Origin of the sequence: Glycomyces sp. L485 (assembly GCF_022548875.1) — a bacterium.
Classification (GTDB): Bacteria; Actinomycetota; Actinomycetes; order Mycobacteriales; family Micromonosporaceae; genus Glycomyces.
On record NZ_JAKZEW010000002.1, the window covers coordinates 216716 to 230993 of the forward strand.

10 protein-coding genes, 1 tRNA gene and 1 pseudogene are annotated in these 14278 nt (G+C 67.8%); 4 read left to right on the forward strand and 8 right to left on the reverse strand.

Going from position 1 to position 14278, the window contains the following annotated elements; genetic code table 11:
* Positions 1-143: 143 nt before the first annotated feature.
* From L0U85_RS02380 to L0U85_RS02390, 3 genes and pseudogenes are all read left to right on the forward strand, one after another.
* A complete protein-coding gene (locus L0U85_RS02380; RefSeq protein WP_277605263.1) occupies positions 144-1727 on the forward strand; it encodes an ISAs1 family transposase in 1584 nt (527 codons plus the stop codon).
* Positions 1728-2132: 405 nt separating this feature from the next.
* Positions 2133-2516, forward strand: coding sequence for a hypothetical protein (locus L0U85_RS02385; RefSeq protein ID WP_241376051.1), 384 nt, complete (start codon positions 2133-2135; stop codon positions 2514-2516).
* A gap of 379 nt (positions 2517-2895) precedes the next feature.
* A pseudogene (locus tag L0U85_RS02390) lies at positions 2896-3738 on the forward strand (replication-relaxation family protein).
* Positions 3739-4667: 929 nt separating this feature from the next.
* On the opposite strand, the gene L0U85_RS02395 reads toward L0U85_RS02390, so the two are convergent.
* The 5 genes from L0U85_RS02395 to L0U85_RS02415 all read right to left on the reverse strand — a co-directional run bounded on the left by L0U85_RS02395 (position 4668) and on the right by L0U85_RS02415 (position 9251).
* A complete protein-coding gene (locus L0U85_RS02395; RefSeq protein WP_241376053.1) occupies positions 4668-6518 on the reverse strand; it encodes a hypothetical protein in 1851 nt (616 codons plus the stop codon).
* Between the two features lie 31 nt (positions 6519-6549).
* Positions 6550-6632 (reverse strand) — tRNA-Leu (locus L0U85_RS02400).
* Positions 6633-6761: 129 nt separating this feature from the next.
* Entirely contained in the window at positions 6762-7739 is a 978-nt protein-coding gene (locus tag L0U85_RS02405; RefSeq protein WP_241376054.1) for an asparaginase, read from the reverse strand.
* Positions 7740-7761: 22 nt separating this feature from the next.
* The gene (locus L0U85_RS02410; protein WP_241376056.1) at positions 7762-8817 is read right to left on the reverse strand and encodes a folate-binding protein; all 1056 of its coding nucleotides are present in this window, start codon (positions 8815-8817) and stop codon (positions 7762-7764) included.
* Positions 8814-9251, reverse strand: coding sequence for a Fur family transcriptional regulator (locus L0U85_RS02415; protein ID WP_241376059.1), 438 nt, complete (start codon positions 9249-9251; stop codon positions 8814-8816). The genes L0U85_RS02410 and L0U85_RS02415 overlap by 4 nt, the downstream gene beginning before the upstream one ends.
* A gap of 38 nt (positions 9252-9289) precedes the next feature.
* Between L0U85_RS02415 and L0U85_RS02420 the strand changes: the two genes are divergently transcribed.
* Positions 9290-10144: an aminotransferase class IV gene (locus L0U85_RS02420; protein WP_241376061.1), complete on the forward strand. Its 855-nt coding sequence runs from the start codon at positions 9290-9292 to the stop codon at positions 10142-10144.
* Between the two features lie 347 nt (positions 10145-10491).
* Here L0U85_RS02420 and L0U85_RS02425 read toward each other — a convergent pair whose 3' ends face one another.
* From L0U85_RS02425 to L0U85_RS02435, 3 genes are all read right to left on the reverse strand, one after another.
* Positions 10492-11865 (reverse strand): FAD-linked oxidase C-terminal domain-containing protein, encoded by a 1374-nt coding sequence (locus L0U85_RS02425; protein ID WP_347177333.1) that lies wholly within the window; start codon positions 11863-11865, stop codon positions 10492-10494.
* Positions 11866-11923: 58 nt separating this feature from the next.
* Complete coding sequence (locus L0U85_RS02430) at positions 11924-12889, reverse strand: class A beta-lactamase-related serine hydrolase (RefSeq protein WP_241376063.1); 966 nt, start codon at positions 12887-12889, stop codon at positions 11924-11926.
* Between the two features lie 343 nt (positions 12890-13232).
* On the reverse strand, positions 13233-14249 hold the full coding sequence (locus L0U85_RS02435) for a hypothetical protein (protein ID WP_241376064.1): 1017 nt from the start codon (positions 14247-14249) through the stop codon (positions 13233-13235).
* Positions 14250-14278: the final 29 nt, after the last annotated feature.

Below are 14278 nucleotides of genomic sequence, written 5' to 3' on the forward strand. Positions count from 1 at the left end.
TCTACGCCGGGCATCACGGCTTTCACGAGAAGTAGTCGGTTGTGTGTTTCGCCTGGTGAAGCCGTTACATGATGGCGGGTTCGGTCGTTGAGATGTTCGTACACGATGCGTCTTGATGGAGGAAGCCCTTGTCTGGCAAGGGCATGACCGAATCGTTTGGTATCGCGCGGTTTGAGGAGTGTGTCGCCGAGTTGTCTGACCCTCGCGGTGCGCAGGGGCGCTGCTATCCCCTTGCCGTGTTCGTGGCGGTCGCGTTGGCGGGGTTGTTGTGCGGCAGGAACACTCCGGCGCAGTGGGCCAGGTGGGCCGCTGACGCACCGGACGCGGTCGTGCGGGCCCTCGGTGGGATCGGCCTGGAGGTCGGCGGTGCGGCCTGGTGGTCGCTGCCGTCCTACAACCGTCTGATCGAGGTGCTGTCCGGACTTGATCCGGACGAGCTGGCCCGCTTCGCCGCCCGGATCGTCCCCGCGGAGGAAGAGGCGAGCGCGAGCAAGACCCGGCAGGTGCGCATCGACGGCAAGCGTCCGGTGACGGCCGGGCGCGTCACCGGCGACGGTTCGAAACTGATCCTGGTGGGCGCGTTGGGCCCCGACGGCCGCATGGCCGACCAGGTATGCGTCGACGACGGTGACGAGATCGGCGCGCTCCGAGCGGTGTGCGGACGCCTCGATGCCGAGGGAGCGCTGGTGTCCGCGGACGCGTTGCACTGCAACGAGGACACCGCAGCGGCGATCGTGGAGGCGGGGGCTGATTACTGCCTGGCGTTGAAGGGGAACCACCCGAGCCTCTACGCGGCGGCGAAGGCCTTGCCGTGGAGCGAGATCGACAACGCCGTCGAGACTCGCGAGACCGGGCACGGGCGCAGCGAGACCCGCACGGTGAAGATCCTCGCTGTCGGCGGAGCGGTGCGCCTGTCCTTCCCCGGCGTGGCCCAGATCGCCCGGGTCCGCCGCTGGACCCGCGATGAGGCCACCGGCGAGGTCGTCCACCATGTCATATTTTACCCGACCAGCAGGGACGCTACCGCGTTGCGACCGGTCGAGTTCGCCGAGGCCGTCCGGAACCATTGGGGCGTCGAATCGTGGCACTGGGTGAAGGATGTCGTCTTCGACGAGGACCGGTCCACTGCGACGGCCGGAAACCTGACCGCCAACCTTGCCAGCCTCCGAGCCGCTGCCATCGCGATCCTGACCCGTTTGGGCGGCAAGGGCATCACCGCCTGCCGCGATCATATCGGCAGCCATCCTTACACCAAACCGCTAGAAATCCTCGGCATCGCCCACATCAAACAAGAGCTCCAAATGTGCTTATCTCGTGAATGCCGTGGCCGGGCATGGAGACGGCGGCCAGACGGTGAGGAAGGCGCTGGCCGAGGTGCTCGACGGCGCGGTCGCCAAGCTGAAGGACGATCTGGGTGTGACCTCCTCATGCCGGGCCGTGGGCGCCGCGCGTGCCTCCTGGCACAGCCGACGCCCAGTAGTCGGTCAAGACCGATGAGCAAGCGCATCGCCAGGGCACAACTGCTCCGACAGGTCGTGCGAGTCGCCCTCGTACGCGAGGTTGAGCTGGTTCTTCAGGTCGGTGAAGTGATTGTTCACTGGGGGTGGCCTAGAGCATCTTTGAAGCCTGCCGGCGCAGCCTCGTGTGTCGTAGACGTCGCCGTCCTCGCCGCAGTAGCGCTTGAGCACCTCGAACAGGTGGCGTCGAGCGAGAAGACACCGCAGTAGACCGTGTACCGCCACTGCTCACCCCGTTTGGGGTTGCGGCGGCGCAACGGTTCATCGCCCTCCCACGGCAGTGGCTTCCCTTCGACGACGTCGTAGACGTACTGCCTGGGGTTCGGTCTCGGGATGCGCTGCGGTTCAAAGATCTCCACATCGCGTCAGTACCGGATGACGTCGGAGTGGGGGTCGCGAGAGGAAGAGCAGAGGGACATCACCTGCAAGGACCGAAGGAAATGTGACTGTGAGTGTACCGAATGTGAATACCTGGCATAATCTAATGGAGTGGGGAAGTGACATGTTCGCCGCGGGTCATCGAACTTCGGCAAGTGCGGCTTGCGCTCCGATGGTGATGTCCGAAAGCCGACAACTGTCTTCACGGGGTTTACTCGGTTCGTTACTTTCCGTTGCATGGCGAAGAAGAAGTCGACGCTCTACCGCAACTGGGGTTATCTGCTGCTGGCCGGGGCGGTGGTACTGCTGTTCGCGCGCGATATCGGGCCACTGGCCGTCTCGGGGGCGTTCGCGCTGTGCTTCCTGTGGCTGCTGCTTGCGGCGCCGACGTGGTGCGGAGCAAAGAACCGCAGTGAAGGGTACTGCCGCAACAACACCTCCGGGTTGCTCGGCGGTTGCAGGCAGGTCCGCCAGCACAAGTGGCAGCGGTTCCGCGGGTTGGTGCGGTTGGAGCCGTTCCGCACAGTGTGCCGAGGCTGGTTCACCGGCGCACCGCAGCAGATCGCCACCTGCGCACTGGTGGTCTCGGCGATCGGAGTGGTAGCCGGGCTGTTCAAGTAGCGGAGCGGAGTCGGCCCGCTTCGGCCGCCTCGATTCTCGTGCCCGCTCGGACATGTCTATGTCGTCGGGTTCAGGGCGGGACCGTGATTCGGGCGGTGACCTGCATAGACGAGAGCATGTCCGCGCCTCGTGAGTGTGGAGTCTTGGGAAGGTCGTGTGGCGCCTTGATCGTGGTAGGTCAGCCGTAGCCGGGTGCTGAGCGCCTGAATTCTGTCTGAAGTACTGCTCCCGAGCGATGATCAGGATTCCATTCTCAGCCGCGACGAGGTCGGGAAGGCGATAATGCTTGCCTGATCGGTCGATGCGGGAGGTGGGGTTGTTGGGTTCGTGGCGGACACCGGCTGCGAAGGCGGTCAACCTGACCGAGTTGGCTTACCGGTTGACCGATCGGGACCGGGCGATCATCGAGGATCTGGGGCATCTGCGGGTGCTGACCCTGGAGCAGATCGCTCGGGCGCACTTCACGTCGCTGTCTTCGGCCCGAGATCGCCTGACCACCCTGTACGAGCTGGGTGTGGTCGACCGGTTCCGGCCTTCGAATCGGGCCGCTTACCGGTGGGTGCTGGCGTGGAACGGGCTTCGGCTCCATCATGCCGCCGTCGAAGACGCCCGCCTTGCTCTGCCCGAATATCTCCGAGAAGGCGGGGCCAAGCCCCGGCCGCAGCCGAGTCGTCCGGCCGCCGAGGCGCTGATCGCCCGCTTGATCGCCAATCCGATGCGTGCCCACTTGGAGGCGGTCAACGACTTCTACTCCCGCTTTGCCGCCTCCGTCAAGACTCACCCTGAGGTCTAGTTGCTCCGCTGGTACGGAGAGCCTGAGGCCACCGGGCTCATGAAGGCCTCAGTCCTGCGTCCTGACGGTGGCGCCCTTGCTGATGTATCCGGTGAGGAGCGGGTCTTCTGGTTCGAGCACGATACCGGCACCGAGACCCTTGCTGCATTGGCGCAGAAGGCCGCTTGGTACAACGGGGCGACCAGCTGGAACAAGGTGGTCGATCGCGTCGACTGGAGGCAGGCGCTGCTGATCGAGCTGACCAAGCCCGGTCGTGAGGCCAACCTGCATGCCGCGCTCTCCCAGAGCGGGTTCAAGTTCACCATCGCCACGGCCACGACCGGTCGCAGCGCCGACCCGCTCGATGCGATCTGGCAGGTCGCCGGTGATCCACCGGGGCACTTCCGGACGCTTGCTCAATTGCCGTTCGTTCCCAAGGATCGCCGTTAGCCGGTGCAGGGTGACCGCGGTTCCGCTCTGATGCTGCTCCCGATGCTGAGCCCGAGTCGCGGCCCGCTGCTGACCCCGAGTCCTCTGGTACTCAAGGTGGTCGGTGTCTCCGCAGGCAGGGGCCGGAATGGCCGGTCACCCGCCGGTCCGACCTCTTTATATTCGTGCATAGAGGTCTCTCCTCCTCTCCCCGCGCGGCGATATTTTCCGCGGGTGCGATAGTCGGCCATGACAGCCCCCGTAGGGGCTTATCGAGGCGACTTCCTACACCTGTCCTCAGCAGCGGCTTTAACGGTCCGTGTGCGGCGACAGGCGGCCGTGCATGGCCGCTACCGAGGTGCGCGTGCCGAGAACAGGGGGAGGCGATCGTAAGGACGGCTCTGCGCGGGCTTAGCGGACCGCCCCCGGTAATCGCGCTGCGGAAGTGGAAATCGAGGGGTAGTCGCCGATGGTGGGAGACGAGAACGTCTCGACTCGGAAAGCGCACCGAGTATCCGACCGTCGCGACAGAGGGTGGGCCCACCCTGCGGTCACCTGGCTGCCCTCAGCCCCGGTTACCTTCACGAACAGGCATGGACGGTGATATAACTCCCGAACCTCGGCTGGTTACCCACCCTGGTTGCTGAGCTGAGGGTGGGCGTAGGTAACCGGGAGGGTGCGCGCACCCTCCTAGTCTGAGCGCGCGCAGTAACCGCTGGGCACAAAAAACTGTATCGAAATATTGACTCACGGTGATGCTGCGAGTATAATTTATGGCTGCCTGGATCGCTCGATGCTCGGTGGGACGCCCGCCTTGCCGTATATCTTCTCATCACCCGACGCTGAGCTGCCTGCTCTGGGCAACTCTTCTGGCGTCACCGCAGCTGCTCCACTGCCGAACCCGCGGCCGACTCCGCCTGGCTTGATGGGCCGCCGGAGCGGAGCTACCTTCACATGCCACGTCCTCGTCGGCGCCTGTACGGGCCGGTAGTCGCGATGACTGGCCGGGACCACTCGATCCGGGTCACCGGGGAACGGCGGCGGCACATCGACACCCGCCGCCTGGCCAAAGCGCTGGTGCGCATCGCCATCCGTGACCGCGAGCCCGAAAACCACGGGCGTGAGCCGCAGGGCGTGATCGACCGCGACAGTGAACCGGGTACGGAGGGGCAGCGATGAGAGGACCGAACAGCAAGGCGAGCAGCGGCGCTTGGCACGCGGGGAGGGCGGTGCTGTATCTGCGGGTCTCCGACCCCAAGCAGGTCAACACCGACTACGACCCCGAGGGCAACTCGATCCCCGCCCAGCGCAAGGCCTGCGCTGCCCTGGCGGCCGATCTGGGGCTGACTGTGGTCGACGAGTACGTCGAGCCGGGCCGCTCGGCTAAGGCCATCGACCGCCGACCGGCCTTCGGCGCGATGATGGAACGCGTCCGCACCCGCGGCGACGTCGACGTCATCCTCATCTACATGCGCAGCCGGATCTTCCGCAACGCAACCGACGCCGCACTGACCCGCCGGGAGCTGAAAGGGCTGGGAGTATCGCTCCTGTCGGTCAAGGATCCGACCGCCGAGACCATCTCCGGGGAGATGCTCGCCGGCATCCTCGACGTGGTCAACGAGTTTCAGTCGAAGGCCGCCGGAGACGACATCGCCTACAAGATGGAGGCCATGGCCCAGCGCGGCGGGACGCCGAACCGCACCAGACTGGGCTACCTCAACTCGGTCGAGACCATCGAAGGACGGTCCGTGCGCACCGTCGTGCCCGACCCGGAGCGAGCGCCGCTGGTGCGGATGCTGTTCGAGCGGTACGCGACGGGGCAATACACCTTCGCGCAGCTGCGCGAGGCCGCCACCACCGCCGGACTGCGCACCCGACCGACCAAGCGTTATCCTGCCGGGACACCCGTCTCGATGCACACCCTGGGCCGGATCCTGCGGGACCGCTACTACCTCGGCAAGGTTCCCTATAAAGGACGCGAGTACGACGGGCGGCACGAGCCGTTGGTGACCGCCGAGCTGTTCAACCGGGTCCAAGAGGTGCTCTACCAGCAGCGCCAGGCGGGGGTGCGCGAGCGCAAATGGGACCACTTCCTCAAAGGTCTGGTCCGCTGCCCCCGCTGCAAGCAGCGCCTGACCATCGAGCGGGGAAAGTCCAAGACCGGGCGGTTCTACTTCTACTACCTGTGCCTGGGTCGCGCCCACGGCGAATGCGACCTGCCCAGGCTCCCGGTGACCGCCGTCGAGGACCACGTCGCGGTCCACTGGGCCACCATCGCCCTCACTTCGGCCGAGGCTGATGAGGTCCGGTCCCATCTGGCCGCCGTGCTCGAAGCCGAGGAACGCACCTCCAAGGCCATGCGCGACCAGCTGACACGCGAGCGAGGCCGCCTCGAAGCGCAGGAGGACCAGTACGTGGAGCTGGTCGGGCACCCGGACTGGCCCGCCGACAAACTCACCGCCAAGATCCGCGACCTGCGACTCAAGAAGACCGCCATCGACGAACAACTCGACCGATCCGACGCCGCCGAGCTGGTCCAGGCCCGCGAGACGGTCGAGATACTCCTGGAGTTCCTCGCCGACCCGAAGGCGGTCTACCGGCGCGTGGCCGATGCCGACAGGAAGGTCCTCAACCAGATCTGCTTCGCCGGGCTCTACCTCGACCGCGGCACCCACGGCCCGCGCATCGAACGGAGCGAGCACGGCTCCGTCGTCGAACCGCTGCTGAAGCTGGCCAGGCCCCGGAAAGCCAGAAGCGGCGCCGCTCCGGAGAACAACGCCGCCACTGAAAACGGTTTTCAAAAACCCATGGGTTCAAACAATGAACCCTACGTGCGCGAGGTGGGAGTTGAACCCACACGTCCTTTCGGACACTGGCACCTGAAGCCAGCGCGTCTGCCATTCCGCCACTCGCGCTCGCGAGCGGCGGAATCTGAAGCACAGGTGCCACTCGCGTGAGTGTGTCGGCGAAGCCGACGCGACGATACTACCCTGCCCGGTCTCCAGACAGCGACAGGGTATTGCCCTCGCTGAGCGCTGCGCCACTCACAGCAGCGTGCGGAGCCTGCCGACCGGCATGCCGCCGCCGTAGACCTCGGGCCACACCAGTTCTTCGATCATGGTCTGGGCCTCTTCGGGGAACGTGTACCCGGCCATGGTCTGAAGCGCCCGCAACGCCACCGGCATCGAGGCCCGGCCCGCGCCGTCGTCGATCTTCACCGCGACCGCGCCCACGCCTGGGACGGCCACCGCGTGCAGTCCTTCGGCCCCGACCTTTGCGAGCAGCCCCGGTACGGCCAGCATCGAACGCGAGTCCGAGCCCTCCGTGCCGTCGACCAGCCGCGGGTGGGCGCGCATCGCGTCCGCCACCGTCCGCTCCATTGTCCCGGCCTTGGCCGCGACCAGGCGTGCGTACGCCACGGCCAGCCCTCTCAGGGGCACGGCCAGCACGGGTGCGCCGCAGCCGTCGACGCCGGTCGCCGCGACCGGCTCGCCGCACATCTCCTCGACGGTCGCCGAGATCTGCTCCTGCAGCGGGTGCAGTGGCTCCCGGTACGTCGCGGGGTCCCAGTCGTTCGCGGCGCACGTCGCGAGCATCGCCGAGTGCTTGCCCGAGCAGCTCATGTACACCCGGCGCGCGCCCCCGCCCATTGCGATGACCGCGCGCCGCGAGGCCGGGTCGCCGGGCAGGTCGGGCGGGCACTGGAGCTGGTCCTCGCCCAGGCCGGCGTGCCTGAGCACTGAGTCGACCTGCGCGATGTGCATCGGCTCGCCCTTGTGGCTGGCCGAGGCGATCGCGAGGTCGGCGTCCGTGTCGGGCTTCCATCCGGCGCGCATCATCGCGAGCGCCTGGAGCGGCTTGGCCGAGGAGCGCGCGAACACCGGCGCGGTGACGTCGCCGATGGAGGCGAGCACCCGCCCGTCGGGATCGGTCACGGCCACGGAGCCCCGGTGGAAGCTCTCGGCGAAGCCGGATCGGACGAGTTCTGCGACGGGTTCGCCGCCGCGGTAGGCAGAAGTCATACCGCGGAGACTAACGCCGGATTCACTGGTGCGCTGCCTGATCTCCCACGATGAGACGCGCATCCGCCTCTGCGGCAACGTTTCGCCTGAGCATCGCGAGGGCGATCTGGCCCTCCTCGAAGTGCTGGGCGGCTGTGCCGATGAAGCCGACCTCCTTGCCGTCCGAAGTCACCGGGGTCCCGGTCGCGGGAGGGTGCTCGTCGGTGCCGTCCAAGTGGAGCCGGACCAGTCGCCGCGGCGGCTGCCCCAGGTGGTGGACCTTCGCGACCGTCTCCTGGCCGCGGTAGCAGCCCTTGTCGAGATGGATTGCGGCGGTGAGCCAGTACGGCACCTCGTGGGGGACGGTGCGCTCGTCGGTGTCGACGCCGAATCGCGGCCATGCGGCCGCGACGCGCAGCGCGTCGAACGCCCACGAGCCGGCCACGGCGGCGTCCGGGTCCTCTTCTCGGATGGCGGCGATCTCGTCGCGCCGGACGAGCCGGTCGAAGGTGCCGGTCGTGAGCGTGTCGGTGCGGCGGACCCATCCGCCGCCCCCGACGGCCTTGCCGGGGTAGACGGCCGTCGGGACCGCCTGGAGGTCCTTGGCGGCGAACTTGGCCATCGGCACCGGCTGCTTCACCGGACCGTCGCCTTCGCTCTCTGCCGCGGTGTAGGTGAACAGCGCCCACGCCCCGGAGGCGTCGCGGATGTCGACCTCGGTGCGGAACTTCATGAGCTCCAAGAACTTGAGCAGTCCTTCACCGTCGCCGGGCTCAGTGTCGAGCCAGACGGTCTCGCCGTCGTCGAAGACGTTCGCGTGATGCTCGACCCGCCCGGTCGGCGACAGGAACAGCGTCTCGGTGCCCTCGTTCGGGCGCAGGCTCGTCAGGTGCTGGGTCGACAGGGAGTGCAGCCATTCGAGGCGCGCCGCCCCGGTGACGGCTATGACTTCGCGGTCGGAGCGGTCGAAGACCGCTCCGCGCTCGGCCGCCGCCCGCTGCTCGGTGAGCGGGCCGCCGTAGTGCCAGGCGACCCTTCCGCCTTCGTTCGCGACCGCTCCGGGCAGATCCAGCAGGGGGGACGCGGCTATGTCGGTCATCGCTTCTCCAAGCATTCGGCGCAGGTTCCGAACACGGCGACGTGGCCGACGTCGAGGACGAATCCGGTCCGGTCGGCCACCTCCTTGCGCGCGTCCGCGAACACCGCTGGTTCGACTTCGGTGATCCGCCCGCACCGGTGGCACACCAGATGGGCGTGCCCCCGGTCGCCGGCGAGGTGGTAGGTGGGGGCGCCGTGGGAGAGGTGGGTGTGGGAGACGAGCTGGAGCTCTTCGAGGAGGTCCAGCGTGCGGTAGACGGTGGTGATGTTCACGCCTTCGACGCGGTCTCTGATGCGTTCGTGGATCTGTTCTGGCGTGGCGTGTCCGAGCTCGCGCACCGCTTCGAGCACGAGCTGGCGCTGCGCGGTCATGCGCATGCCTTTGGAGCGCAGCACCGCCGCCAGTTGCGTCTGTGACTCGGCTTCGGTGGGCATGTCTGCATCGTACTTCCCATCGGGAGCAGAATGACCTCATGGCAACAGTGACTGCGGTACTGCATCGAGGCGTCGTCGACTCCGACGAGCCGATCCTGTGCGCCGACGACCTCGGGGTGCTCCGGGGCGACGGCGTGTTCGAGACGATCAACGTGCGCCAGGGGAAGGCGTTCCTCCTCGACGAGCACCTGGCTCGCATGGCGAACTCGGCCCTGCGCATGGAGTTCGAGCTGCCCGACCGGGCCGAGATGGCCGAGCTCGCCGAGCAGGCGCTGGCGGCGTGGCGCGAGCGCGGGACCGGCGAGGCCGCGCTGCGCCTGGTCGCCACGCGCGGGCGAGAGCACGGCGGGCCGCTGACGGTGTTCGCGACTATCGACCCTGTTCCGAGAGCGCGGATCCTGCCCAGGCGCGACGGCCTGCGGCTCGTGACGGCCTCGTTGGGCGTGGATGCCGATGCGCGGGGGAGGGCCCCGTGGCTTCTAGGCGGGGTGAAGGCCTTGTCGTACGCCTCGATGATGTCGGTCTTGCGCTGGGCGAAGTCGCAGGGAGCGGACGATGCCCTGTGGGTCTCGGCGGACGGCTACGCACTGGAGGGTCCGACGTCGTCGCTGGTGTGGCTCGACGGGGACACGCTCTGCACGACGCCTGTGTCGACGGGGATCCTGCCGGGGACGACGAGCGCGTTCCTGCTGGGCAACGCCGAGCGGATCGGTCTGCGGACGGCCGAGCGGCTGATCGCGGTCGAGGACCTGGTGAAGGCGGAGGGGATCTGGCTGACCTCGTCGGTCCGAGGTGTGGCGTTTATCACTTCTATTGACGATCAGAGTGTCGCTCAGCGACCTGACATCACTGCTGAGCTGGAAAAACTCGCGGGATTCGAGGTGCCTTCGTAACGGTTTCGCATCGTTTCCCAGGCTTCTCTCAGCCTCGCCACAGGCCACGCTCAGAGACGGTCCTCATAGTAATAATCGTTCCGGTCACGCCGACAAGCCGAACAGAGGGACATGGGCAGTCTTCTGGGAGGCACGGAACAATCCGGGGGCACATAACCGGTCAGGGCAATCGGGCACAGCTCGACCGGTGCCAATGAAAAGTGGAGCTCCTCCACTTTATCGGGGCCGCAGCGAATGGGCAAGCGCTGCGGCCCCATTAACGTGTCACAGGGCCGACACGAATCGGCATCCCGGCGACCGAAGCCGCAGCCGGGCCGCTCTCTTGGCGACGACCGGTGCCGCGAGTCTCAGCCGGCGAGGACCTTGCCGGGGTTGAGAATCCCCAGTGGATCGAGCGCGTGCTTGATGCGGCGCTGCACGGCCAGGTTCACCGGGTCCACTTCCCGCTCCAGCCAATCACGCTTGAGCAGTCCCACCCCGTGCTCGCCGGTGATGGTCCCGCCCATCGCCAGCGCCATCTCCAGGATCTCGTCGAACGCCGCCCTCCCGGCCGCCACCGACGCCTCGTCCTCGGGGTGGACCACGATGTTCGGGTGCAGGTTGCCGTCGCCGGCGTGGGCGATCACGCCGATCACCACGCCGTGTCGCTCCGCCGAGGCCGCGACGCCGTCGAGTGCCTCGGCCAGGCGCGAGCGCGGGACGGCCACGTCGTCCACCAGGACCGTGCCCATCCGCTCCATGGCGTGGTAGGCGGAGCGGCGCGACTCCAGCAGCGCGTCGGCCTCGGCCGCGTCGGTCGCCCGGTAGACCTCGGCGGCGCCGGCGTCCTCGCAGAGCCGCTCGATCTCGGCCAGTTCGGCGACGGGATCGGTGTCGGCCGCGACCAGCAGCAGCGCTGCGGCGTCGACCGGCAGGCCCATGGGCCGCAGGTCTTCGAGGGCTCGCAGGTGGACGTTGTCGATGAGTTCGAGCAGGCTCGGCTGGGCGCCGGAGGACATGATCGCGGTGACCGCGCGCCCGGCAGCGGCGGTGGTGTCGAAGACCGCGGCGAGGGTGAGCCGGTCGGCCGGGATCGGCGAGAGCTTCAAGGTCGCCTCTGTGATGACTCCGAGCGTGCCTTCCGAACCGCAGAACAGCCTGGCGAGGTCGTAGCCGGCCACGCCCTTCGCCGTGCGGCGCCCGCAGCGCATGACCTCCCCGGAGGCGAGCACGACTTCGAGGCCGAGGACGTACTCGGCGGTGACGCCGTACTTGACGCAGCACATGCCGCCGGCGGCGGTGGCGATGTTGCCGCCGATGGTCGAGGTCTCCCACGAGCCCGGGTCGGGCGCGTAGCGCAGCCGGTACTCGGCGGCGGCCTTGGAGATCGCGGCGTTGCGGACGCCCGGCTGGCATACCGCGGTGCGGTCGACCGGGTCGAGCGAGACGATCGCGTCCATTCCGGAGACGTCGAGGAGGATCGCGCCGTCGACGGCGGTGGCCGAGCCGGCCAGGCCGGTGCGCGCCCCCTGCGGCACCACGGGCACCCGCAGTTCGCTGGCCAGTCGCAGGACCGCGGACACCTCCTCGGTCGAGCGGGCCCGGACCAGCGCGGCGGCGCGACCGGGTTCGACGAGGCGAGCGTGGTCGACAGAGTGAGCGGCGATGATGTCGCCGTCGAAGACGGCGGTGACGCCCGCGTCGGTGAGCGCGGAATGCAGATCAGTCATTGAAAATCCTATATCCTATAGGATATATAGTATAGGGTGTGGCGGTCGGTCGGGCTTTCGCTTCCCAAGCCTAGGCGTAGGGATCGGTGTCGACGACGTCACGGGCGATCTGGGCGAGCGCTTCGGCGAGTGCGATGCCCTCCTCCTCGGAGGCCGAGCCGCCGGTGAGGATCGACATCATGATCGGCTCCTCGGAGTCGCCGCCGATCACACCGATCGAATTCACGACCCATTCGCCGCCGAGATCGTTGCGGGTGTCCCAGCCGTTCTTCATCCACACGGTCTCGCCGTCCTCGGCCGCGGAGCTGACGCCCCACTGCTGGAAGTCGGCCAGGTCTCCCATGAGCGAGCGCGCCAGCTCGGCCTGGTCCGCGTTGAGCACGCCTTCGTACAGCACGCCTTCGAGCAGGGTGAGCTGGTCGGACGCCGTGGTCTGCGTCAGTCCCCACCGCTCGCCCTGGCCGGGCTCGGTGCCGTCGAGGCCGAAGACCTCGTGCGCCTCGCGCATGGTCGCGTGACCGTCGAGGAGCCCGAAAAGGATGTCGTTGGTGGCGTCGTTGTCCGACTTCTTGATCATCTTCGCGGCGTCGCCGACGGCCCAGCCGGGGATCTCCTCGACCGATTCGTATTCGAGCAGGAGCATCCCCAGGATCTCGACCTTCACGATCGAGGCCGTGTCGTGCTGCTCGGCGCCGCTGTAGTCCAGATCGAATTCGCCGTCGCTGACGGCGACCGACGCGTAGAGGTTCTCGTCGTCGAGCTCGGCCAGGTGGGCGTCGACGGCCTCGGCCAGCATTCCCTGGAGCTTCGCCTCGGCCGCCGCGTGCTGCTCGGCCGGGTCGGGCTGGAGCTCGGAATCGCTCAGGGTCGTCTCATCGATCTGGGAACCGGGCAGTTGCTCGTCGGAGGAGCCCCCGAGGCCGGCGTCCTCTGCGCTGAAATCGCCTACGTAGATGGTGGCGGCCACGGCCACGGCGAGAGCCGGTACGGCGAGATAGGGCCAGAGCCGGCGCGAAGTGTTCGGCTTCGAGGTCACTTGGGGTACCTGACGGTAAGGCTGGGGTAGCACTGCTACGGGACTCCGGCCCACGCTAGAGCAGCCGCCCATCAGATGACAAGCCGGATAGAACGCAATAAAGTAACACTTGCATAACGTTGCGCCGGTAGAGGTCCAGGTCACGATCCTGAAATGGGCCGTGAGGCACTGACCTGAGCGATCGAAGTGGAACCTGGGGAGGAAAGACCACAAGCGACTACTCGAACTCAGTGCCTCACGGAGACTCCACCGTGTGACGTCCCGGGCCGGGCAGAGCCCGACCCGAGTCGATCGCCCGCTTCGGTCATCGAACCGGCGCCGACGCGGGCGGCTTGCGGGGCGATCAAGCCGTCGCCCGTTGCTTGAGGATGGCGCGCATCACCGCCGCGCTCACACCCACGAGGCAGACGATCGCGACGAGCGCGAGCAGCCCGCTCGCCCCGTCGGAGACCGCCTCGGGGTCGACCGCCACCACCTCGTCGCTGCCGGCGGGGCTGAACTCCGAGTCGTCCCAGCCCCCGTCGTTGTCCGAGCCGAAGGAGTTCACTTCCTCCTCCTCGGCCTCGGTTTCGGCGGCCTCGGCGTCGGTCGACTCGGCCTCGGCGGTGTCGTCCTCGCCACGGGAGCCCGCACCGGCACCCTGCCAAGAGGAGCCACTGAAGTCGGTGGAACCACTGGAACCGGTGGAACCGCTGGAGCCGGTGGAGCCCTCGTCGGTCTCGGAGGCGTCGGACCGCGTGTCCGGGTCTCCGCCCGAATCCGATCCGGAGTCCGAACCCGCCGACGGCAGCTGCCCGGTGCCGGAACCGGAGTCGTCCGGCGAGTCCTTCGCCTCGGAAGCCGGCGCTTCCACCACGTCGACCTGCGCGAAGTCATACTGCGCGAACAGGCCGTGGCAGTCGGGCACCATCGCGACCTCGGCGGACTGATTCATGACGAACACCTGGGTCGAGCCCGCGCCGATTTCGTAGGCCTCGGTGCCGACGTGCAGTTCGGCGCCCGTGCCGAGCTCGTTCGTGTAGCGCACCTGCGAGCCCTCCGTCACGGTGACCTCAGAGACGTCGGGTCTGGAGGTGGCCGAGAGCAGGTCGAGCGCGCCGCAGTTTCCGCTGAAGACGATCGTGTCGCCGCCCGAGGCCTCCGGCTCATCGGCCATCGCGATGCTCATGCCCGCCGCGCCGCCCACCGCGAGCATCGAGGCCGCCGAGAGCGCCGCCAGCCGCGACTTGCGCCGCTGCGCGCGGCGCTCCATCGCCGCCCGCACGCCCGGCGGGACGCGCCGGTCGCGCACCGGATAGGGCAGGGGCGGACGCGTTTCGGCTCGTGAGGGCGCCCCGAGCTTCGTGGTGTGTCTTCCCATGCCTGTGACTCTCCAACTGCGATTCCGTT